23 protein-coding genes and 2 pseudogenes are annotated in these 21,345 nt (G+C 70.2%); 12 read left to right on the top strand and 13 right to left on the bottom strand.

The window, feature by feature from the left end:
- Positions 1 to 265 precede the first annotated feature (265 nt).
- Positions 266 to 409, top strand: a complete 144-nt coding sequence (locus OO67_RS40625; protein WP_157841696.1) for a tectonin domain-containing protein — start codon at positions 266 to 268, stop codon at positions 407 to 409.
- Between the two features lie 419 nt (positions 410 to 828).
- Complete coding sequence (locus tag OO67_RS16405; RefSeq protein ID WP_033300913.1) at positions 829 to 1,422, top strand: isochorismatase family protein; 594 nt, start codon at positions 829 to 831, stop codon at positions 1,420 to 1,422.
- A gap of 520 nt (positions 1,423 to 1,942) precedes the next feature.
- On the opposite strand, the gene OO67_RS16400 is transcribed toward OO67_RS16405, so the two are convergent.
- Positions 1,943 to 2,383 (bottom strand): hypothetical protein, encoded by a 441-nt coding sequence (locus OO67_RS16400; protein WP_033300912.1) that lies wholly within the window; start codon positions 2,381 to 2,383, stop codon positions 1,943 to 1,945.
- Positions 2,384 to 2,921: 538 nt separating this feature from the next.
- Between OO67_RS16400 and OO67_RS16390 the strand changes: the two genes are divergently transcribed.
- Positions 2,922 to 3,512: a helix-turn-helix domain-containing protein gene (locus OO67_RS16390; RefSeq protein ID WP_033301269.1), complete on the top strand. Its 591-nt coding sequence runs from the start codon at positions 2,922 to 2,924 to the stop codon at positions 3,510 to 3,512.
- Between the two features lie 12 nt (positions 3,513 to 3,524).
- On the opposite strand, the gene OO67_RS16385 is transcribed toward OO67_RS16390, so the two are convergent.
- Positions 3,525 to 4,547 carry an SMP-30/gluconolactonase/LRE family protein gene (locus OO67_RS16385; protein WP_033300909.1) on the bottom strand — a complete coding sequence of 341 codons (1,023 nt, stop codon included), beginning with the start codon at positions 4,545 to 4,547 and terminating at the stop codon, positions 3,525 to 3,527.
- Between the two features lie 195 nt (positions 4,548 to 4,742).
- Between OO67_RS16385 and OO67_RS16380 the strand changes: the two genes are divergently transcribed.
- Positions 4,743 to 6,545, top strand: coding sequence for a flavin-containing monooxygenase (locus tag OO67_RS16380; RefSeq protein WP_033300907.1), 1,803 nt, complete (start codon positions 4,743 to 4,745; stop codon positions 6,543 to 6,545).
- Positions 6,546 to 7,622: 1,077 nt separating this feature from the next.
- Here the strand turns inward: OO67_RS16380 and OO67_RS16370 are convergent.
- The 3 genes from OO67_RS16370 to OO67_RS16360 form a co-directional block, all read right to left on the bottom strand.
- A complete protein-coding gene (locus OO67_RS16370; protein WP_033300904.1) occupies positions 7,623 to 8,192 on the bottom strand; it encodes a hypothetical protein in 570 nt (189 codons plus the stop codon).
- On the bottom strand, positions 8,189 to 9,442 hold the full coding sequence (locus OO67_RS16365) for a metallophosphoesterase (RefSeq protein WP_051709482.1): 1,254 nt from the start codon (positions 9,440 to 9,442) through the stop codon (positions 8,189 to 8,191). The genes OO67_RS16370 and OO67_RS16365 overlap by 4 nt, the downstream gene beginning before the upstream one ends.
- A 242-nt stretch (positions 9,443 to 9,684) precedes the next feature.
- Positions 9,685 to 10,593, bottom strand: a complete 909-nt coding sequence (locus OO67_RS16360) for a LysR family transcriptional regulator (protein ID WP_033301266.1) — start codon at positions 10,591 to 10,593, stop codon at positions 9,685 to 9,687.
- A 142-nt stretch (positions 10,594 to 10,735) separates the two neighbouring features.
- On the opposite strand from OO67_RS16360, the gene OO67_RS16355 reads away from it, so the two are divergent.
- Together OO67_RS16355 and OO67_RS40840 are read left to right on the top strand one after the other, a co-directional pair.
- Positions 10,736 to 11,200 carry an ester cyclase gene (locus OO67_RS16355; RefSeq protein ID WP_033300903.1) on the top strand — a complete coding sequence of 155 codons (465 nt, stop codon included), beginning with the start codon at positions 10,736 to 10,738 and terminating at the stop codon, positions 11,198 to 11,200.
- Positions 11,201 to 11,231: 31 nt separating this feature from the next.
- Positions 11,232 to 11,314 (top strand): annotated as a pseudogene (locus OO67_RS40840) (transposase); the annotation flags it as partial.
- On the opposite strand, the pseudogene OO67_RS39870 reads toward OO67_RS40840, so the two are convergent.
- Positions 11,313 to 11,491: pseudogene (locus OO67_RS39870) on the bottom strand (transposase); the annotation flags it as partial. The pseudogenes OO67_RS40840 and OO67_RS39870 overlap by 2 nt on opposite strands.
- 158 nt (positions 11,492 to 11,649) lie before the next feature.
- On the opposite strand from OO67_RS39870, the gene OO67_RS16350 reads away from it, so the two are divergent.
- Positions 11,650 to 12,591: an alpha/beta hydrolase fold domain-containing protein gene (locus tag OO67_RS16350; RefSeq protein ID WP_033300902.1), complete on the top strand. Its 942-nt coding sequence runs from the start codon at positions 11,650 to 11,652 to the stop codon at positions 12,589 to 12,591.
- A gap of 225 nt (positions 12,592 to 12,816) precedes the next feature.
- Here OO67_RS16350 and OO67_RS16345 read toward each other — a convergent pair whose 3' ends face one another.
- The 4 genes from OO67_RS16345 to OO67_RS16330 all read right to left on the bottom strand — a co-directional run bounded on the left by OO67_RS16345 (position 12,817) and on the right by OO67_RS16330 (position 16,588).
- On the bottom strand, positions 12,817 to 13,713 hold the full coding sequence (locus tag OO67_RS16345) for a sucrase ferredoxin (RefSeq protein WP_033300901.1): 897 nt from the start codon (positions 13,711 to 13,713) through the stop codon (positions 12,817 to 12,819).
- The gene (locus tag OO67_RS16340) at positions 13,710 to 14,921 is read right to left on the bottom strand and encodes a cupin domain-containing protein (RefSeq protein WP_382057199.1); all 1,212 of its coding nucleotides are present in this window, start codon (positions 14,919 to 14,921) and stop codon (positions 13,710 to 13,712) included. The genes OO67_RS16345 and OO67_RS16340 overlap by 4 nt, the downstream gene beginning before the upstream one ends.
- A 2-nt stretch (positions 14,922 to 14,923) precedes the next feature.
- On the bottom strand, positions 14,924 to 15,199 hold the full coding sequence (locus OO67_RS16335) for a hypothetical protein (RefSeq protein WP_033300898.1): 276 nt from the start codon (positions 15,197 to 15,199) through the stop codon (positions 14,924 to 14,926).
- Positions 15,200 to 15,700: 501 nt separating this feature from the next.
- Positions 15,701 to 16,588, bottom strand: coding sequence for a helix-turn-helix transcriptional regulator (locus OO67_RS16330; protein WP_033300896.1), 888 nt, complete (start codon positions 16,586 to 16,588; stop codon positions 15,701 to 15,703).
- A 234-nt stretch (positions 16,589 to 16,822) separates the two neighbouring features.
- Between OO67_RS16330 and OO67_RS16325 the strand changes: the two genes are divergently transcribed.
- The 4 genes from OO67_RS16325 to OO67_RS16310 all read left to right on the top strand — a co-directional run bounded on the left by OO67_RS16325 (position 16,823) and on the right by OO67_RS16310 (position 19,321).
- Positions 16,823 to 17,839 carry a zinc-dependent alcohol dehydrogenase family protein gene (locus tag OO67_RS16325; protein ID WP_033300894.1) on the top strand — a complete coding sequence of 339 codons (1,017 nt, stop codon included), beginning with the start codon at positions 16,823 to 16,825 and terminating at the stop codon, positions 17,837 to 17,839.
- Between the two features lie 69 nt (positions 17,840 to 17,908).
- Positions 17,909 to 18,574, top strand: coding sequence for an SDR family NAD(P)-dependent oxidoreductase (locus OO67_RS16320; RefSeq protein WP_033300892.1), 666 nt, complete (start codon positions 17,909 to 17,911; stop codon positions 18,572 to 18,574).
- Positions 18,575 to 18,664: 90 nt separating this feature from the next.
- Positions 18,665 to 18,811, top strand: a complete 147-nt coding sequence (locus tag OO67_RS39865; protein WP_244300237.1) for a hypothetical protein — start codon at positions 18,665 to 18,667, stop codon at positions 18,809 to 18,811.
- 96 nt (positions 18,812 to 18,907) lie between these two features.
- Complete coding sequence (locus OO67_RS16310) at positions 18,908 to 19,321, top strand: (R)-mandelonitrile lyase (RefSeq protein WP_033300890.1); 414 nt, start codon at positions 18,908 to 18,910, stop codon at positions 19,319 to 19,321.
- A gap of 102 nt (positions 19,322 to 19,423) precedes the next feature.
- On the opposite strand, the gene OO67_RS16305 is transcribed toward OO67_RS16310, so the two are convergent.
- Both OO67_RS16305 and OO67_RS39000 read right to left on the bottom strand, forming a co-directional pair.
- Positions 19,424 to 19,747, bottom strand: coding sequence for a hypothetical protein (locus OO67_RS16305; RefSeq protein ID WP_341864643.1), 324 nt, complete (start codon positions 19,745 to 19,747; stop codon positions 19,424 to 19,426).
- Between the two features lie 237 nt (positions 19,748 to 19,984).
- Positions 19,985 to 20,155, bottom strand: coding sequence for a hypothetical protein (locus OO67_RS39000; RefSeq protein WP_167748653.1), 171 nt, complete (start codon positions 20,153 to 20,155; stop codon positions 19,985 to 19,987).
- A gap of 166 nt (positions 20,156 to 20,321) precedes the next feature.
- Here OO67_RS39000 and OO67_RS16300 point away from each other — a divergent pair, with 166 nt between their 5' ends.
- Positions 20,322 to 20,762 carry an ATP-binding protein gene (locus tag OO67_RS16300; RefSeq protein ID WP_208861029.1) on the top strand — a complete coding sequence of 147 codons (441 nt, stop codon included), beginning with the start codon at positions 20,322 to 20,324 and terminating at the stop codon, positions 20,760 to 20,762.
- Between the two features lie 159 nt (positions 20,763 to 20,921).
- On the opposite strand, the gene OO67_RS36750 is transcribed toward OO67_RS16300, so the two are convergent.
- Positions 20,922 to 21,095: a CsbD family protein gene (locus tag OO67_RS36750; protein ID WP_078597993.1), complete on the bottom strand. Its 174-nt coding sequence runs from the start codon at positions 21,093 to 21,095 to the stop codon at positions 20,922 to 20,924.
- Positions 21,096 to 21,345 lie beyond the last annotated feature (250 nt).

The following is a 21,345-nucleotide window of genomic DNA, read 5'->3' as shown; positions in this document are numbered from 1 at the left end:
TCGACGTGGAGCCATCATGATCACGCTGCCAGGGTCGTAGCCTCGTGATCACTCACACGGAACCCGAATGAGTGATCACGAAGCTGAAGGGCTGACGGCCCGGGGAGACCTTGCAACGTCGGGGCGGGAGGTGCCGGGTCAGGATCCGGCGCCCGATCAGCCCGAGGAAACCGGCCCCCAGCCTGCGCTCCCTCGCCGAGGGCTCACCCGGTCTGGTTCACGGGAAGATTTCGAGGAGGCGATCGACGCTGGGTCCCGGACCAGCGTGTGGGGCGTCACCCACGACGCGAGCCCGTGGGAGAACGTCGCCGGGTCCCTCCGCGACATCGGCGTCGCATGGGACGGCACCGTGTGGGGCGTGAACTCCTTCGACAACGTCCACCGCTACACCGGCGACCAGCCCAGCTGACCCCGCCTTGCCGTGCGGCGGGGCCCGGCAGCAGCACAGTAGGGCTCCGCCGCCCTGTCGGGCTCTGCCGGCGAGCACCTTACGTTCGCCAGTGGTCGTCAGGCGGTGACCCGGACTGTCGTCCACCGGCCGCATCCACGATCAGCACGTTGGTGGCGGGGTAGCGGGAAAATCCCGGCGTTGCCACGTCCGTCGAACTCAACGCGAGCCTGATGGGTGCCCGCGAATCGTTCCTGCGGTGAACCTCTGCGTCCGTGAGGGTGAGAGACGGTCGTCATGCATGAGCCGGTGACGTGAGGCCGGTAGAACACGGAAGATCCCGCCGCGCTCGTTGCGCCACCGCGTTCCGTGCCCGGGGCGGTGAAATCTCTCCGTAGTTGCGACCGCTGGTCCAAGACGTTGGTGAAGGGGGCTCGTCAATGAGCCGAGGCTTGATCGTCGTAGACGTGCAGAACGACTTCTGTGAAGGAGGCAGCATTCCCGTCGCAGGCGGCGCGCAGATCGCGACGAAGATCGCCGACCTGGTGGAGCAGAGCGCGGGCCGGGACTACCAGTACGTCGTGGCCACCCGCGATCACCACATCGACCCGGGAAGTCACTTCTCGGAGAACCCGGACTTCAAGGACAGTTTTCCCGTGCACTGCGTGGCCGGGGACGAGGGCGGGGAGTTCCACCCGCACTTCGCTCCCGCCGCCGCCGGCGGCAAGGTCGACGCCGTCTTCTTCAAGGGCGCCCACAGCTCCTCCAAGAGCGGCTTCGAAGGTGCCGACGAGCAGGGCACGTCCTTGGCGGACTGGCTGCGCGCCCGCGGGGTGGAGGACGTCGACGTGGTGGGTATCGCCACTGACCACTGCGTGCGCGCCACCGCGCTGGACGCAGTGAAGGCCGGCTTCCGTGCGCACGTACGCCTGGACTACTCCGTCGGCGTCGCCCCCGACACGATCGCCTCTACCCTGGACGACTTCCGTGAAGCGGGCGTCGTCGTATCCGGAGAGGTGCCCGTACCGCAGTAGCGCTTCACAGCGGACCGGAGCGGCAGCGGGCCGGGTGGCGGGTGCGTCGTGTTGCCGGCACCGGCGGCACGACGCACTCCTGCGTGCTGCGCTCCCTTGGTCCGCCGAGCATGGTGGAGTGGGGGAGCCGCCACCTCGAAAACACTCGGCTGCTGGGGGAAGGGCCGGGCCAGGCGACTGGCTACGTACTCGTGCCGGTGCCGTACGACCGGTGGGCGCGCTGGACAGGGAGAGGGCCGCCGGGTGCGTCGGAGTGGCGGTGGAGGATGCCCCGTGGCGCGTGTGGCCTTGATGATCGGTCGCCGGCTGAGCTCGACACCCGCCACAGTCCGTACGCCGACGGCGGGCGATGCCGTCCGGGGTCACGATGGTGGCCCCGGTCGTACGGTCGCTGGTCACGCCCCGGGTCCGGGTGAAAGCACTTCTTTCCGCCGCCCGGCGCTCGGGGCATACGGCTCGTGTCAGGACAGGTCGGTGTGGGCCGACGGTTCAGCTCGACGCGAGTGTGTGCTGGTGACGGTCAGCGGCGGCCGGTGGCCAGGATGACGAGGAACTGGCCGCCGCCCGGTTCGATGTCGGCGGTCACCGGCAGCCCCGGTACGAGTCGGGAGAACCGGTCCACCAGCCAATCCGCCACCTCTTGGGCGTCCCGCCTGGTCGGACAACGGCCCACCATCTCGCGGCCTCCCTTGCGCTCCAGTCTCCCGGCTACGGTGATCAACGGCGCGGGTTCGACCACGTACAGGTGGTCCGGCCAGGCGATGACCACCTTGACCGCGCCTTTGCGGGTGTTGCATCCGCGGTGCGCGAGCCGTTCGGCGACCTTGGCCTTCCGGTCGGCAGTCCGGCTGTCGACGCTGGGCCCCCGTGGGTCGTTCACCGACTCGTCGGGGTCGACCGCTTCGTCACACACCCAGCACCGCCAGCCGTCGCGCTCGGCCACATCATCAAGGAGACTCATCCGAGCAAACTAGCCTGCCCGGCCGCCTCCTCGCGCACCAGGGGCCCCCGGCAAGGTCTCAGTGACGGCCAACCATGCTGCACTTCCTGGCGATCAGCATCACCGATGCTTTGACCTGTGTGAATGCCGATACTTCGCTGGCCCGCCAAGGTAGCGAGGCGGTGGGCCCGAGGGTGACGAAGGCGGGGAACCGGAGGGCAGTGACGGCCCGGTGCGGCGTGGAGTGCGCGGCGGATCTGCTGGATGTCGCGGTCGCCGATGGGTGGGTATCGCAGGCGCCGGGGCGCGGGTGAGGCAGAGCCGTCGGCGGTGCCGGTGGCGTCGGGCGTACGGCAGACGGTCGAAGTTGTCGGCGCACAGTCCGATGTGGCGTCCGGTGGTGGTGGCCTGGTGCCCGGGCCGGCCGCGCAGCCCAGGTGTCGGGCGGGCCGGCCCACGTCAACCGGGTCCGACTGCGGTGGTCATCGGAGGCCGGCAGGGAAAGTACCCCGCCGACGGCGGCGGCACCGGTCTGCCGGCCGGCCGGTACCCTTTCGGGATGACCCAGCCCCTTATGCCCCCCGAGCGGCGGCCCGCGAATCACGGGCCGAAGGCGGCTGCCCGCAATCGGGACGCTCTGATCGTCGCCGCGCGGGAGATCTTCGCGTCCCACGGGCTGGATGCTCCGCTCTCCGCGATCGCGCGCCGCGCCGGGGTCGGGCAAGGCGTCCTGTACCGGCATTTTCCTGACCGGGCGGCCGTGGCGATCGCGGTCCTGGAGGAGAACGTGCGGCAGGTCGAACAGGCGGCCGCGGCCGAGGGCGCGCTCTTCGCCGATGTTCTCGGCGTTCTGACCTGGCACCTGACGGAGTCGGCCGCGTTCCTGGGCCTGCTGCACAGCAACGGGGCCACCGGCCACTCGGATGCGCTCGCGCACGCCCTGGTCCTCTCGGGCCGGGTCGAGTCCGCCCTGCGGCAACACCTGCCGATGAGGCACCGGCTGGGCGCGGCGAACGACCTCATGCTCGCCGTAGCCATGGTCTCCGGCGCCACCAGCGGTCCCACACGCGAGGTGCGGGAACGCCGGGCGAGGGCCGCATGGCGGCTCCTCGACGTCGAAGTGGGGCCGGTCCGGCCTTTCGAGGGGTGACGGCCGGGGGCGTCAGCCGCCGTTGGACTGCCGGGTGCCCTTCCCCAGGGCGTCGAACGTGTACAGGTATCCGCCGGCCGGTCCGCTGACGGTCATGTATGCCTTGGTCCCGCCGGGTGTGATGGCCACGTTCGTCGCCGACTCGAGCCCTTCGGGGCGGGTGGGGATCTCGACGGTCGCCAGGTGTTCGCCGTGCTTGCTGTACACGGCCATCGCCGCTCGGCCGTGGAGGGCCTGGTAGAGGTTGCCGTCCGCGTCCACGGCGATCGAGTCGGTCTGGGCGATCCCGCCGTCCACGCGGATCGCGGTGTGCCGGGAGGTCATGTCTCCCTCCTCGTCGAGGCGGAGGTAGGAGATCCGGTTCTGTGTGAGTTCGCTGATCCACAGCCCCCGGTAGTCCGCGTCGAAGGAGATTCCGTTCACCGAGGCGAGTCCGTCGGCGAGGACGGTGGACTTCTTGCCGTCGCGCTCGATCCGCACCACCCGCCCCCGCGCATCACCCGTGGACAGGCTGCGTGAGTCGCTGACGTACAGGTTGCCCTCCTTGTCGAAGGCGATGTCGTCAGGGTTCATCTTCGCCCCGTCGACTTCGCCGGAGAAGAAGGTCCGCGAGTCGCTTCCGTCGGGGGCCAGACTGACAACCTCACCATGGGCGTAGTCGGTCAGGTACAGGCGGCCGTCGTACGGGCTGAACTGCGCCGAGGTGTAAGCCCCCCGGTCATCGGTGTGCACGGCCCGCGACGTCTTCTTCCTCACGTCGACGCGCATCACCTTCGGCTTCCCCGCAGGTGCGGTGACGTCGACGACCAGCAGTCTGCCGTCCTCGTCGAAGGTGGGGCCTTCGAGCAGGGTCATCCCGGTCGCTTCGTGCACCTTGGTCAACTGCATGACCTGGTGGGCGCGGATGGTCCTGTCCGCACCGGCGGCGGCCGGTGCACCGACGGCAGAGCCGCTCGTTTCCGTACCGCATCCGGTGAGGGCCAGCGTGCCGGCGGTGGCGAGCGCTGCGAGGGATCGGACCGGGAGTCGTCGCACGGGGGGATCACTCTTCCTGTCTGTGGGGAGCCCGTCGGCCAGGTGGTTCGCCTGGTCCGTACGGGGGCGCGGAGGCGCCCTGCACGCGTGTGAGGGTCACTCGTGCCGCAACCGGACAGCATTGTCCGGTAGTTGCTACCGTAGCGGACGGCCGCTCGATCCGATGCGGCCGACCGATTGGAGTGAGACCCCCACATGACGAGCACTCAAGCGACGGACCCCAACGACATCGACGCCCTGCGGCAGCGCTACAGCCTCGAACGTGAACGGCGGGTACGGACGGACGGTGCCCGCCAGTACCGCCGGACAGAAGCCGAGTTCGGCTACTACGCCGCCGATCCCTACGCGGGCGAAGTGGCCGCGCGTGAGCCGCTGACGGACACCGTCGACGTCGCTGTGATCGGTGGCGGGTTCGGCGGCATCCTCGCCGGGGCACGGATGCGGCAGCAGGGCGTGGGACGCGTGCGGATCGTCGAGAAGGGCGGCGACTTCGGCGGCACCTGGTACTGGAACCGCTACCCGGGCATCCACTGCGACATCGAGTCGCACGTCTACCTGCCGATGCTCGACGAGACCGGCTACGTGCCGGAGTGGAAGTACGCTCCCGGCGAGGAGATCCGCCGCCACGCGGTGCGCATCGCCGAGAAGTACGACCTCTATCCGGACGCCCTGTTCTCCACCGCGGTCACCTCGCTCACCTGGGACCAGGCGTCCGAGACGTGGATCGTGGCCACCGACCGCGGCGACGCTTTCCACGCGACGTACGTCGTCACGGCCACCGGCACCCTGTCCGAGCCGAAGCTGCCCGGGATACCCGGCATCGAGACCTTCCAGGGCCATACCTTCCACACGTCGCGCTGGGACTACTCCTACACCGGCGGCACCCCGGACGGCGGGATGACCGGCCTCAGGGGTAAGCGGGTGGGCATCGTCGGCACCGGGGCCACCGGCGTCCAGGCCATCCCGATGCTGGCCGAGGACGCCGAGCACGTCTACGTCTTCCAGCGCACCCCCTCAAGTGTGGACGTGCGCGCCAACCGCCGCACCACAGCCGCGGATGTCGGCGCCGACCGGGAGGGCTGGGCCCGCGAGCGTCGTGAGAACTTCTTGGCGATCGTCTCCGGCGAGCAGGCCGACCAGGACCTCGTGGCCGACGGCTGGACCGCCTCGGCCGCTCTCCTGGAAAAGCTCCTGCCCAGCTTCCGCCGCGACGAGCAGGGGCCGTCCTTCGAGGCTGCTTACGAATTGGCCGACGCCGCCAAGATGAACGAGCTGCGCGCCCGTGTCGAGCAGACCGTCACCGACCCGGACACGGCGGAGAAGCTCAAGCCCTGGTACCGGTACGCCTGCAAACGCCCCACGTTCTCCGACAAGTACTACGCGTCGTTCAACCGCGACAACGTTTCCCTCGTCGACACCGCCGACACTCACGGCATCGAGCGCATCACCGAGCAGGGGGCCGTCGTCGGCGACGACACCTACGAACTCGACTGCCTGATCTTCGCCACGGGATTCTCCGTGGGGGTTTCCGGCATCTTCTCCGGGACGCTCCCCGTCCACGGCCGAGGCGGCACGCAACTTCTGCACGCCTGGGCGCAGCAGGGCCCGCGGACCCTGCACGGCTTCACCGGCAACGGCTTTCCGAACCTGATCCACATGGGGTCCCTGCACAACGCCAGCAGCGTCAACTTCACGCACATACTCGACGAGCAGGCAGTCCACGCCGCCGCCCTCGTAGCGGCGGCCGAAACGGCGTGCGCGCTCATCGAACCGTCCCCCGAAGCCGAGGACGCCTGGGCAGCTGTGATGGCCAAGGACGCCGCGGACCACGAGTGGTTCCACGCCGGATGCACCCCCGGCTACTACAACCGCGAGGGGCTCGGACGTCCGAACACCGCGAGCGCCTACCCCCACGGAGCCTTCACGTTCCACCAACTGCTCAAGCAGTGGCGCGAGGAGTCCATCGGCGAGGTCCTGCAGCCCAAGGCCGCCCTCTAGGACTCACACAGTCACCTCCGCCCCGTGCTGCACCCGGGCAGGATCAGTGGAAGACGCCGGTTCGGCCTCCTCCCGGGTCGAACCGGCACCTCGGTCGCGGAGACGGCGTGGGCACACACCGCCCCCGGCCGGTCACCGGCGGGTCTTCGTCGCGCCTGGGGATCGGCCGAGGCCGGTGCTTCACGTCTACGGGTGCCAACGAGTCGGGCGAGTCCGCCGGGCCGAACAGGCCGGGACGAGCCCTGGGTAGCGAAAGTCGCGTCATGTCGGCGTCACACACGCTCTGCCGTCCAGCTGCCCCGGTGTCAGGGTCCAGGCGGCCGGAGCGGGCCGGCCGGAGCCTCGTTCCACCACACCGGGCCGGTGGCGCACCGGCCTTGAGGCGGGCTATGACCAGCGTTTTCGAGTTCGGCGTCGCTCCGGGGGTCCGTGCGGACCCACACCTCCCCGGTGGCGGATCCCGGTGGGACGTCGACGCGCTCGAGTCCCGGCGTCTGCGTCAAGAGCAGGAGATCGTCCCGGGATTCGCCCGTCTCCTCAAGGGTGCGGCTGCCGAAGAGGACGCAGTGCACATCCCAGCGATCGTTGTACCCGGAGTCGGCCCGGATCCGGCAGAAGCGGTTCACCGCCTCCTGGTCGAGGGGCGGTCGCGGCCCGTTCCTCCCCGAGCGCGGCGGTCGCGGCGGTCGCGGCGTTCGCGGCGAAGCCTTTCGCGACGTCCTCGGCGCTCCACCACTCCGCTGCCTCGGCGACCGCGGCGGGGGTGAAGTCCGTCATCGTGAGAAAGCCCTCCAGCAGTCGGCTGACCCCCTGTGTCCGCGATGCCCGACTGGGCTTCCTGCCGGCGGGTCACCAGGCCCTCCGCCATGGCGCAGGGGCCCGAGAAGGGGAAGGTGCCGGTGGCGGCCACCAGGGTGCCGCCGCCAGGGTGCGGGACATCGAGCAGTGCATCAGCACCGCTGCGGACCGACCGTGGTGGTCGTACTCCGGTTCGGCCCGGTGGGGTGCCACCCGCCCCCGCCCTGCATCGGGCGGAGGGCCGGCAGCCGCCAATCAGACTCCTCATTCGTCCGGAAACTAAAGCGGCCACGACCAGACCACATCGGCGGCGTCCCGTTCCCTGATGATCCGTCGGTAGCGTGATGCTTCGCGTTGTGTTCCCGAGTTGATCGGGCGGTACCGGACCCAGTCCATCGGGACGATGTGGAGGGCCAGGGATTCCGACGCGCGTTGCCGATCGACCGAGTGCGCGAGCACCACGGCGAAGCGCTGGATACACCACAAGCACTCCCGGGGCGGTCCGGTGACGACGGCTCCGGCGTCAGCGAGCTTTCGGCCGTACCCGTCCTCGGCATCGAGCCCCATCTCCGCATGGAAGTCATCGCCTCCGAAGAAGTGGACGCAGCTGCGTTGCAGGCTGCGCCTCATGTCCGACAGGCGCTCGGCCCTTCCGGAATCGCCGTCCTCCTGCGCACGGGCCACTGCGAGCGGGAAGATCGCGTACTTGCCCCTGTCGATCACAGGGAAGCCGAGATCTGTCCACTGCGGAGTCTTCTCGGAAAACCTTCGACCGAGAACGCGCTCGAGCGCGTGCACGATTGACAGACCGTCCGAGATCCGATTCATGTCCTGCTCGAGCCCGGTCACGAGGCCCCTGGCCCGACTGCGGGATCGTTCTCGGGCGAAGCGGGCTGCTGCGGGGAGCGCAGTACGAGCAGGGTGATCTCGCTGGGGGCGAAGACGCGGAAGGGCGGGCCCCAGAAGCCGGTGCCGCGGCTGGTGTAGAGGAGGGTGCGAGCGCCGTGGTGGCTGAGGCCGGCGACGGCTGGTTGGTCGAGGCGGACCAAGTGGTGGAAGGGCCAGATCTGGCCGCCGTGGGTGTGGCCGGAGAGCTGGAGGTCGATGCCGTGGGCTGCCGCGCGGTCGACGAACTTGGGCTGGTGGGCGAGGAGGAGGACGGGGAGGCCGGAGTCGGCGCCGTGGAGGGCTCCGGCGAGGTGGGCGCGGTGGCCCGCCAGCCCGGAGGACTCGGCGGTGACGTCATCGACGCCGGCGACCACGAGGGTGTCACCGCCGCGTTCGAGCAGCAGGTGGCGGTTGCGCAGTGGCTGCCAGCCCAGCTCGTCCATCAGGTCGACCCAGCCCTGGGCCTCGCTGTAGTACTCGTGGTTGCCGGTGACGTAGACACGGGCCCGGGTCGCCTGCACGGTGCCCAGTGGAACGGCCTGGGCACGACGGCGTTCGGCCGTGCCGTCCGCGATGTCGCCGGTGTGGCAGACCAGGTCGGCCTCCAGGGTGTTCACCGTCTCGCAGACCCGTGCCGACCAGCGGGCGCGGTCGAGCGGACCGTAGTGGGTGTCGGTGATCAGGACGACTCGGGTGCCGTCCAAGCCGGCTCCCAGACGCGGGAGCAGCACGTCGAGCCGGCGGACCCGTGGCACGCGTCGGGCCTCGGCGTACCCCCAGACGAGCAGCAGGGCGGCTGTGCCGAGGACGGCCCAGGTGACGATGCGCGCCCGGTCCTGTCCGTCACCGACGCCGGCCACGGTCAGGGCGAGCCGCAGCAGGACGCCGAGCAGAACGGACCAGGTGAACAGGACCCATGCGCTGCCCAGCAGCGTGTCACCGACGATCGCCGCCCGGTCCTGCTGGCGCCGACCGTGACCGCGCACCATCGCGAGCGGCATACCGATCAGGCCGAGGGCGAACAGCGTGGTGCCGATCAGCGTGACGGGGAGCGGCCAGTGCTGACCGGTGTGCAGGAGAACCCAGCACGGCACGGCCCACAGAAGGACGGGGGCGATCAGGGGGATGTAGCGCATGAGGCGCTGCAGTCGGCTCCGTGGCGCACCCTGCGCTTCACTGGTGGCGGATCGGGTGTTGCTGGTCTCGGTCATGCTTTCCCTCCTGCGGTTCTGTCCGGCCTGATTCTGCTCCGGCCTCGACTGCCGGAGTCTCCTGGAGAGCCCATCGAGAGGTATTCATCCTGAAGTTCGCAGGTCGCGGGGGTGGTGTGGGTCGCCTGGCGGGTGTTCACCCGGACCTTGGTGAGGATGCGCCAGGGCCTGAGGTGGGTGAGCCGTGTTCGAGGACGGCGGGGCTTCAGTGACCGCTTCGCGCAGCCGTCGGTCCTTCCGGGTCAGTGTCTCTCCTGAGCCTCAAAGCATTCCCGAAGGACCCGGACAATGAGTTCATGCTTTTCCACCCCGTCATTCCTCGTGATCGCGAAAATATTCCGCCCAAGCCAATTCGGGTCGTCCACGCGCACCAGAGAAATATTCTGTGGGACGACCGGGGCGAGAAACCCCGGGATGACGCAGACGCCGAGACCGGCGGCAACGAGTCCGAAACGACTGAGCCAGGACCGCGCGCTGAAGGCGACCAACGGTTCGGTCAGCGTGGGCCATGCGCCGAACTGCGGTTCGTCAACGGCGCCCTTGCCCACGATCCATGACACGTGGGCGAGTTCACGCACCGGGACGGCGCCTTCCGTCGCGGCGAGTGGGTGCCCGCGCGGCACGCCCACCATCAGCTCGCTGCCCGGCAGCGGGGTGAGCCGCAGCCCTTCCAGAGCCGGCTGCGGAAGACCCGGCCCGGAAGCCACGACCGCGACGTCCAGCCGCTTGGTGACGACCTGGTGCACGAGCTGGGGCGAGGACGCCTCGGTGAGCGCGAACGTCAGCCTGGGGTGCTGCTCCAATGCTCTGGCCAGTGCGAAAGGGAGCAGAGCGGCGTTCGCGGCGGGAAATGCCCCCACCCGGACCCGCACCTGAGGTCCGGAGGTCAGCTCATCGAGCCGTTCGTCCAGCCGATCGAGGCCGGCGAGGGTCTCGGTGGCGAAACGGGCGACGATCTCGCCCGCGCGGGTCGTCCTGACACCGCGCGCGCCGCGTACGAAGAGCGCCTGCCCCGCGGCTTTCTCCGCGGCCGAGACCTGGCGGGAGACAGCGGGCTGGGAGTAGCCGAGCGTGCGTGCCGCGCCGCTCAGTGAGCCGTGCGCGGCCACCGCGCGCACGACGCGGAGAGCGCTGATGCTGAGTTCGGGCATGGCGGCAGCATAGCCGCCCGAGCCATGCACAAAAGTTATGGGAGCGAACTACTCCTTGCATATGATGCAGGGTTGAAAAGCGGTTTTCCTGGGCTACTGTCGAAAGCGGCGACAACGCCACCACCCCTGAAAGGCTTTTCGCGTGAGCGAGTTCATTTCCCCTGACGACACCCGGTACGACGAGCGTTCCCGGGCCCTGGTACGGATCGGACGTGAGGCGATCGCCGTTGCCGACGACGAGAAGCTGGACGCCTATTTCGCGGAAGACTTCATATTTCACGGACCCGACGGCGACCTGACGTACGCGCAGCTCCGTTCCTTCTTCACAGCCATGCGTACCGCGTTCGAGGGATTCGCGTGCGAGCGCCGCGCCCTCATCAGCCAGGGCGACTATGTCGGAGCGCGTACCTGCATGTCGGGGCGTTTCACCGCACCCTTCGAGGCATCCCCGATCGGCACGATCGCACCGAACGGGCAGCTGATGCGACTCGAACTGATCAACCACTTCCGCTATGACGAGAACGGCCGGCTGGCCGAGGAGTGGGTCCAGTACGACAACGTCGGCCTCCTCCGTCAGCTCGGTGTCGACCTCACAGAGGGGCGCTGACGGACACCAGCGGGCCGTCTCGCCGGGAGTCGGCCTGCAGCTGACCGGCGCCGGCGGCCTGTTGCAGAGCTGGCCAAGCGTGTCCTGGAAGGCTCCCTGGATGGCGAGATCACATGCCCGTCAGGGGGCGCCGCCGCTTCTCGACGATCTGCGGTTCGAACATGCCCGCCACGTCCCGGGGAGCTTCACCTCGACCGGCCCGACGTCCGTCAGGACGGTCCTGGCGCGAGTGCCGTTGCCGCTGCCGCCACTGTTCCGGCCCTCTGCGTCGGGCTGGTCATGACCGAGGTGACCGGACGTCGTCACGGCGGTAACCGCCGAGGTACACCGCGGCATCCCGGGCTCCGGGCCGCTGACGGCGGCGGGGCGCCGAGTACGCAGGGTGCCGACACCTCAATAACCAAGATCAACCGTCAATCTGACAAACCGACAACACCGGAGCATGCACCATGCCCTTTTCCCTCGACGCCGAACTGTCCGCCGTGCTCGCCGCCATGGCCGGGGACACCACGCCCGAGCCGCTGGCGCCCGGTGACTGGAAGACCTGGCGGGACACTGTTGCCGCCCTCTACCCGGCCCTGACCGCCGACCTGGACCGGCCCGAGGTCGGGCATCAGGTGTTCAGCGTGGCCACGCAGGACGGCGCGCGGATCGATCTGCACTGGTTCACCCCGCTCGGCGTCACCGGCCCGACCGCGGCCGTAGTCCACGCCCACGGTGGCGGTCTGGTCGCCGGCGAGGTGGCGCACTTCGCCCCGTTCATCGCCCGGTACGTCGCCTCTGCCGGTGTTCCGTTCCTGTCGGTGGAGTACCGGCTGGCCCCGGAAGTGACCGGATCGACCCTCACCGACGACGTGTACACGGGGCTGACCTGGCTGCTCGAGCACGCCGACGAGTTCGGTGTGGACCCGGCTCGGATCGCGGTGATGGGCGAGAGCGCCGGAGCCGCCCTGGCAGCGACCACGGCGATCCGCGCCCGCCAGGAAGGCATCGACCTGGCTCGGCAGATCCTCATCTACCCGATGCTCGACAACCGAGACACACCACTCGCCCCGCACCTGCACACGTTCTCCGCCGACCTGCACACCCTCAAGAACACCGCCTGGCAGCTCGTACTCGGCGACGCCCACGTCGACGACACACCCGCGACGATCGTCCCCGCCCGCCTGGAGGACTGCACCGGTCTGCCCCCGGCCTACCTCGAGGTCGGCGAACTCGAAGCCTTCCGGGACGAGACCGTCACCTACGCCCAGCGGCTGTGGTCCGCCGGCGTCAGCGCCGAGCTGCACGTCCTGCCCGGCTTGACACACGGCTGGGACCACATCGCACCCGGCATCTCCGCGCACGCCCCGGTCCACGTCCGCCGCGTCACCATTCTGCGTTCCCTTTGACCAGCAAGGAAAGGTCATGGGCACTCCCGACCCGCGCATGCTGTACGTCGACTGCATCGAGGCCCTCGACGCCCGGGAGTTCCACCGGATGGCCGGGTCGACGCGTACCCGGGTGACGCGGGAATCGTGACCGGATCCATGGGTCCCCCCGCGTCGCCGGAACCGGAGCGGGGGAGCGCCCCGCTGTCCCGTGGTGCCGTCGGGCCCGGCCGGGAGGGGGCGTGCTCAGCAGTCGCGGATCGACGTCACGTCATAGACGAGGGCGGAACTGTTGGCCGGTCCGCGGCAGGTCAGTTGGCGCGCCGGCGTGCGCCGGGCCAGTACCTCGACGTCGAGCACCCTCGCGTGAGGGGCCCGGCTGCTGACGCGGACGAGCCAGCCGTCCTGGTCGCGGACCGTTGAGGTGACCGCGTAGTCGTGCCTGCCTGCCGGGCCGAAGCGCCTCAGCACCGCGGCCACCGCTGCCTGCTGTGGCGGGTAGAGGGTGGTGTAGCCCCGCAGGTGGTCGGCACGGATACGGTCGGCAAGGTGCTCCTCGACCACGGTGACCGCCGATCGGGCGTCCAGATTGCCGTAGTAGACGCCATCGGGTACGACGACGACGTTGGCGGCGAACCTGTCACCGCCCACATGCGTGCATTCCCACACGAGATCGGGCCAGCGCGCACTGAGGACCCCGCCCACGGGCCGCCCGCGCACCGCGCAGCAGGCGTCGTGCATACCGTGGGCGCAGACGAGGACGACGGGGGGCCTGCCCGGTTCCCCCGGGGAGTCCAGGGCGGTCACGATCTGCGCCAGGTCCTGGTCGCGGTGCCAGCTGCCCCACCGCTGGCGCAGCGCGCCGGAGCCGTCGTGGCGCAGCACCGCCCACCGTCCGCTCCCCTCGGGGCGGCGACGTCCGTGCCGCCGCACCAGGAGCACGCGGGCCCGGCTCGCCCGGGCGGCGGAGAACACGAAAGCCTTGGTCTCCGGATCGAGGGCGAGGCCGTCGAATCCGTTGGCGGGCCAGCCGCGCCGGTACTCGATGAGCACCCAGACGGAGCCGTACGGGGCTGTGCCCACGAACGCGTCGTCACGCGCCCGGGCGGCGTCCGCGCAGAAGAACCGTTCCGGGGTGGTCACCGGTCCGTGGGCACCAGCACGCCCGCCCGCAGCAGCCGTCCGGCGAGTGCGAGGCCGAGGTCGCCGGCGGTGCGGACCTGGCCGTCCAGCAGCCGGGCCACGGGTACGAGGTCGGCCGCCGGGAAGTCGAGGTAGCCCACACGGGTGAACAACCGGGAACCTTCCAGCCGTGGCTCGAGCGCCTTCCTCAGCCGCACCGGCGACGTCGGGACGAGGTTGTTCAACGCGGTGAGCTGGGCCAGCGGGCCCAGGGGTGCCGGGCGGCCCTGGGACCGCCGGGCGCGATGGAACGCCGGCGCGGGGTCGGCCTCCGCGAGGGCGGCCAGCAGGCGCTCGCGGACCAGGTCCACCTCACCGTCCGAACCGTCCGGGCCGTCGGTTCCCAAGGGAAGGGCGCGGCGCATCACGGGATCGTCGCCCAGCGCCGCGAGGGCGGCCCGGGTCAGCTGCTCGGCCAGCGAGTGGCGGGTCCAGGTGTGCACCCCGAGGGTCAGGTGAATCGAGACCTGCCCCTGGGCCTGCGCGGAGTGCAACCAGCCGCGCGGCAGATAGAGCACATCGCCGGGACGGAGCACGGTGTCCATGTGGGGCGTGCCGTGTGCGGCCTGGTCGGCGACGGCCGAACGGCGATCGGTCCACGGCTGATCGCGCAACGGATCCGGCAGTACGGGTTCGTGGACGACCCACCGCTTCGCCCCCTCGATCTGCAGGACGAAGACGTCGTGCACGTCGTAGTGCGCGTCGAAGCCGCGGTTCTGCGGCGGGGTGACGTAGGCGTTCGCCTGTACGGGGTGCCCCAGCTCCGTACTCAGTACGGAGACCAGGTCCGTCACCGGTTCCCAGGTGCGGTGCAGTGCCTGCAGAACGAGCGTGGCCCCGTCCGAGAACGCACGCCACAGTGCGGTGTCGTCGAGCTGGTCGGCGACGGTGGCTCCGACCCCCGCGGGTGCGGTGAAGGAGGACGAGGGAAGTGTTGAACCGTCCTTGGCGACGCGAAGGAACGGCGTGCGCAACCCGCGGCGTGAGATCAGCTCGTCCACGGCGGACGTGGAGAAGACGTCGGAGAAATCGCTCGCGCCTCGCGTCAGCGCCGCTGTCCGGGCCCAGACGTCACGGGCGAATTCCTCCCGGCTGAGCCTGGTCAGGCGGGATTCCAGGATCCCGGCGCCCTGACGTGCGCCGGACTCCTGGATCTCGGTCCGGGACATGCTCAAGAGCGGCTGCCGGCCTCATCGGCTCCGCCGTCCGCTCCGCCGTCGTGGACGCCGGGGGTGCCTGCTGCTCCGCCGTCCGCGGGCCCTTCGGCTCCGCCGTCCGCTCCGCCGTCGTGGACGCCGGGGGTGCCTGCTGCTCCGCCGTCCGCGGGCCCTTCGGCCCCGCCGTCCGCTCCGCCGTCCGCTCCGCCGTCGTGGACCCCGGGGGCGCCCGCCGCTCCGCCGTCCGCGGGTCCCTCGTGTTCGTTCGCGTCGTGCTCGGGGTGGGTCATCGTTCCTCCTGGGATCGCACCATGGGGACGAGGGTTTTCCGTTGTCCGGAAACCTGGTCGCCGGGACTGATCTGCGCTGAAATAGCCCGTATTTACCGTATCTCCGTGGCTGGAAAACATCGATTCGAGCAACGAGAAGTCCTCCGGATGCCGGAAGCGTTCGCCGGATGGCCACGGCAGTGGTGGGCGTCGGCTGCACACTCTTCTTCGACGCGTTCCAGCGTTTCCTCGTCGACGGCGTCTCCACTTCATCGGTGTCCTGATGAGCATCGCCTCACTGCCTCTGGTGACCCCCCTCGCTGCGGCTGGTACCGGCGCACCTCTGCTGTGTGAGATGACCGGGACGGAGCGGCCCCCCCCGTGCGGTGCTTCGGCGCGCTGGCCGCCGGCGTGTCCGGAGGGCGGGTGGTAGGCGTACCGACAGCTCTGGTCCCGATCTTCGTCGTGCTCCTCCACCCCCAGGGCACCCGTCAGTGCACGGCCCGCGCCTCGGACACGTCATCACCTGCCCAGGGGGCGGCGGGCCTGTGTTTCCTGCGTCGCGGCCCACGAGGCGAGCAGGCGCAGGCCCTCTTCGGAGGGAGAGCCGGGTTCGGCGGTGTAGACGGTGAGGGTGAGGCCGGGTTCCGCCGCCATCTCCAGTCCCTCGAAGGCGAGGGTGAGGTCGCCGACGGCTTCGTGGTGGAAGTTCTTGGTGCCGGTGCCGTGGTGGCGGACGTTGTGGGCACCCCAGCGGGTGCGGAACTCGTCGCTGCGGGTGGAGAGTTCACCGACGAGGTCGTGGAGATCCTTGTCGTGGGGGTTGCGGCCGGCCTCGGTGCGCAGGATCGCGACGGTGACGTCGGCGGCAAGGCCCCAGTCGGGGTAGAAGCGACGGGAGACGGGGTCCAGGAAGGTGAAGCGGGCGACGTTCTCCTGGTTGTGGGCGGTGGCGTAGATGTCGCTGTAGAAGGCCCGGGCGAGAGCGTTGACGGCGAGGATGTCCATACGGCCGTTGCGGACGAACGCCGGGCCGGCGGTGATCGCGTCGAGCGTCCACTGCAGGCTGCGGTGCGGCGACCACTGCCGGGCCGGCCGTCGCCGCCGGGGGCGGCCGAGGGCATCGGAGCCGTCGGCGGCCTGGGCCAGGTGGAGCAGGTGTGCCCGTTCGGCGTCGTCGAGCCGCAGCGCGCGGGCCACGGATTCCAGAACGGCGGGGGAGACGCCGGCGAGGTTGCCGCGTTCGAGCTTGGCGTAGTACTCCACGCTCATGTCGGCCAGGGCCGCCACCTCGCTGCGGCGCAGGCCGGGGACGCGGCGGCGGGTCCCGGAGGGCAGTCCGGCCTGCTCGGGGGTGATCTTGGCTCGCCGCGAGGTGAGGAACTCGCGGACCTCCTGATGGTTGTCCACCCTTCGACCGTACGTGCAGCGGGCCGCAGGAGGGATGTACTGCCGGTACACCCATCGACGGTGACTGGCTGCCCGTGACGAAGGGCGGTTACCTGGAGGACGTGGTGCTCTTCCCCGGCTGTTCGCCGGCAGGGAAGAGGCCGCCCGACCCTGGTGTGCGTACCCGCGAGCCTCGGGGCCGGTTGCACGCGGACCGCAGCAGCGGTCCGGACCACGTACGCAAAGGAACCCCTCATGCGCGGCGCAGTGATCCACGCCCCCGGTGACGTCCGCTTCGAGACACTGGACGACCCGAAGATCCTCCACCCGACCGACGCGATCATCCGTACTGCCGTCACCTGCGTATGCGGGTCCGACCTGTGGCCCTGGCGCGGTCTGGAGCCGATCGGCGACGCCCATCCGATGGGGCACGAGTACGTCGGTTTCGTCGAGGAGGTCGGCTCCGAGGTCACAGCCGTGAAGCCGGGCCAGTTCGTCGTCGGCTCGTTCGCGACCTCGGACGACACCTGCGCGAACTGCCGCAACGGCTTCCAGTCGAACTGCGTGCACCGGGAGTTCATGAGCACCTGCCAGGCCGACTACGTCCGGATCCCCAACGCCCAGGGCACCCTGGTCGCCACCGGGGAAGTGCCGTCCGAGGAGCTGTGGCCGGGCCTGCTGGCCGTTTCCGACGTCATGGGCACCGGCTGGTGGGCCGCCGACGCCGCCGGAGTGAAGCCCGGCTCGACCGCCGTCGTCGTCGGTGACGGTGCGGTCGGCCTGTCGGCAGTGATCGCGGCGAAGGAGATGGGTGCGGAACGGATCATCGCGATGAGCCGCCACGAGTCCCGGCAGAAGCTCGCTCGCGAGTTCGGTGCCACCGACATCGTCACCGAGCGTGGCGACGACGGCATCGCCCGTGTCAAGGACCTCACCGGTGGTATCGGCGCCGACTCCGTGCTGGAGTGCGTGGGCACCGCGCAGGCCATGCAGCAGGCACTTCACTCCGCCCGGCCCGGCGGCGACGTCGGCTTCGTCGGCGTCCCGCACGAGGTCGCCGTGGACGGGCAGGAACTCTTCTTCTCCCACGTCGGCCTGCGCGGCGGTCCCGCCCCCGTACGCCGCTACCTTCCCGACCTCATCGACCGCGTCGTGACCGGCCGGATCGACCCGGGCAAGGTCTTCGACCTCACCCTTCCCCTGGACCAGGTCGCGGAGGGATACAGGGCGATGGACGAGCGCCGCGCCATCAAGGCACTCCTCAAGCCCTGACCCGCACCTTCCCCTTCCCCTTCCCCGGGGCCGGACGCCCGGCCCCGGCCCGCTTGTGAGGACCCCAGCGTGACCACCTACGTTCTCGTCGGCGCCGGTCCCGGCCTCGGACTGGCCACCGCCCGCCGCTTCGGCACCGCCGGCCACGGCGTCGCCCTGATCGCCCGCAGCGCCGAACACCTCGAGCACCTGACTGATGAGCTCCGCCGTGACGGCATCCAGGCCCGCGGATTCCCCGCGGACGTCCTCGCCCCGGACGCGCTCACCGGCGCCCTCCAGGACGTGGCGGAGGCTCTCGGGCCGGTCGAGATCCTGCAGTACAGCCCGGTGCCGCGCGCCGACTTCATGAAACCGGTTCTCGACACCACCACCGACGACCTGGAGGATCCGCTCGCCTTCTCGCTGAAGGGGCCGGTCACCTGCGTGAACGCGGTCCTGCCCGGCATGCGGGCCCTGGGGCGCGGCACCCTTCTCTTCGTCAACGGCGGCAGCGCGGTCCGCCCTCACCCCCAGCGGGCCGGTACCTCGATCGCCTTCGCCGCCGAAAGCGCCTACGCCCGCATGCTGCACGACGCGCTCGCCGCCGAGAACATCCACGCAGCGCAGCTGATCGTCCCCGGCGCGATCCGGCCGGACGCCGGAGAGAGCAGCCCCGAGGTGCTGGCCGAGCGCCTGTACGCCCTGCACACCGAGCGCGACGGCTTCCGCCACTACGCGGAGCCGATGCCCGAGTGACGGTCGCACCCAAGCTGGTCGAGGTCAGCGGAGAGGTGCCTTTCGGCGACGTGGGGGAGTGTCCCAGGCTCGTCTCGCGACCGCAGCCTGGTGACCGTCAGCGGCCTGGCCGCCCTCCACCGCAGGGGGCAGCTGCCCCACCACCTAGGCGTGGCACCGGAGATCGGCCCGAGCGCCGAGGGACTCTCCGGGGCCACCACCCACCTCGCCTTCCAGGCGGGCGGCCCCACGCCATGACCGCGATGAGCCAGCTCAAGAAGCGCGCCGACGAGCGCGGCGCCTGACACCCGTAGACCGCCTCCCGCGGCATCTGCACAGCAAAGGACACCGTCCGTGGAACACATCACCCAGACCCCGACCGCCAAGGCCCCCGCCGAGCGCTTCACCGGCGACGTCTACCTCAACATGATCGAGACCCCCGTCGAGCCGGCCCGGCTGGCGACCGCCCTGGTCCGCTTCACCCCCGGCGCCCGCACCAACTGGCACTCGCACGCCAACGGCCAGACCCTCTACATCACCGACGGCGTCGGCCTCGTCGGCACCCGCGACGGTGACGTCGTACGGGTCGGCGCCGGGCAGACCGTCAAGTGCCCGCCGGGAGAGGAGCACTGGCACGGAGGTACTGACACCACGCTCATGGCCCACATCGCCATGGTCGTCGGCGATGCCGACGGAGATGGCACCACGTGGCTGGAACCGGTGACCGACGAGCAGTACGCCGCCGCGCTCGCCACCGTCATCCGCTGAGGCCGAGTACGGCGGACGGCTACGGGGGAGACCCGGTGAGGGGTGCTGTGGCCTGCTGGGTGGGTCAGGCAGCGCCGGGCTCCTCCAGCGCCACCACGACCATCACCGGAAGATCGCGTCCTGCTGGATCACACCGGCGGTCAGGATCCGGCCGTCGAGAGCCCACTTCCTCACCCTGATGAACTCGTCCTCGTCCGCCGCCGTCTGTTCGGCCTCGACGAGGTGGCCGGCGAGGGAGGACGCCCCGAGCTCGGGCAGGAAGCCGGCGAGCGCCTGCTCCCCCTGCTCGTAGACGGCTTCCACGTCGTCGAAGTAGCCCGACTCGTCGACGTCGAGGATCCAGACGGCGAACGAGACGCGGACCGCCCCACCGCCGGACGTCCGGATCCAGCCTCCGACGCCGTCCTTGTCCCACGACGTCTCCACGCCGTCACGGGGCCTGCCCCCCCCGGTGTCCACTTCTGGGCCGAGAACCGCGCCGCCGCCCCCTCGGCGGTCAGCGGGGCGAGGCCCCGGAGCTCTTCCAGCCTTGCGATCACGGCAGCCATGAACCCGTTCCAGACGGGCCAGGGGCCTGATCCACTCAGTGGATCAGGCCCCTGGCCCGGTGTTTTCCGCTGTCGACGGGCGCTCGCCCGCAACGGGTGGGTCCGCGCCGCGTCGTCAGCGTCTGCGGGAGGGGCGGCCGGCTCCGATTCCCGCTACGTGCAGGGCAAGAAGTGTCAGGCCCAGGAGCATGACGTTCACGGAGGAGAAGACGTCGTTGGTGGCGATGTCTGCAGCGTTGATCAGGAAAGCGATGGCGAACAGGACGGCCGCGGCTATGCCGAGCATGGTGTGCTCCTCTCGAAGGGGTGAGGTGCATGTGCCCGGACTTCCCGCGGGCAGACCCCCTTTTCCGCTTCGGCTTCGGAACAGGGGCCGGGCTGCGTACCGAGTTGCGGGGGTGTGTCTCGTAGGCGGGGGTAGGTGGTGAGGAGAGCCGAGTGAGGGAGGGCCGATGACGAAGGACACGTCGCTGCGCGCGGTGGGGTGGGCACAGTCGTTTCCGGCGTCGCAAGGGGTGCGGGCCGGCCGCCGTTGGACACGGGAGCACCTGGCATCCCTGGAGTGGACCAAGGACGCCCCCGAAATGGTGGACGCGATCCTGCTCAGTGTCTCCGAGCTGATCACCAACGCGCACGTGCACGCGCACAGCGACGCCCAGTTGGTCCTCACCTGGGACAGCCACTGCCTGCACGTGAGCGTCCACGACTCCGACCCGCTGCCCCCCGCCAAGCAGCCCGAAGACGTCACGACGACCGGGGGACGCGGACTGGCCATCGTCGACGCGCTCGCCGACGGCTGGGCCACGCATCCGCAGGCGTCGGGCAAGACCGTCACCGCCTGCTTCGTACCACCGGGCGCTCCCAAGCCCCGGCACGGCGGGGACGTCAGCTGAGCTACGGGCTGAAGCGGGCAGACCGGGAGGAGAGCGGGAGGCATGACGACCCGGTCCGATCCTGCACACGCCTCACGCCCGCGCTGCCCGACATGTGTGTGGCCCGGCACGGCCGGGCCACACACATCGCGGAGGGAGCGCGTCGCGCTCTCGCTGGAGTCAGTGCTTGAAGGCGTCCTTCGCCTTCTCCTTGGCCTGGCGGGCGTCGCCCTTGGTCTGGTCGGCCCTGCCTTCGGCGGTGAGGCGTTCGTTCCCGACCGCGCGGCCGGCGGCCTCCTTGACCTTGCCCTTGGCCTGCTCGGTCTTTGCCCGGTTCTTCTCATCGGTTGCCATGTCATTCACACCTTGCTCTGCTCGGCGTCAGGAACACCTCTCGTGTGACCGGTAGCAGCACGTGCAAACACGGTGACGGCTGCGGAGCCCGGCGGCCTTGGGGGTGGGCGGCGTATCGACGAGCGCGTTCATCCTGGTCCGTGGGGTGGCGGACGATGCCGGGCAGGTCCGTGCGGCAGTGGAGGCGGTCACCTGCCGAGCCCCGGGTGAGCTGTTGTTCCAGTTCCGGGGGAGACCTCCGCAGCTCGGC

Source organism: Streptomyces atroolivaceus (assembly GCF_000717025.1).
Taxonomy (GTDB): Bacteria; Actinomycetota; Actinomycetes; order Streptomycetales; family Streptomycetaceae; genus Streptomyces; species Streptomyces atroolivaceus.
Note: the sequence above shows the minus strand (reverse complement) of the source record. Positions and strands in the feature narration are given on the sequence as shown.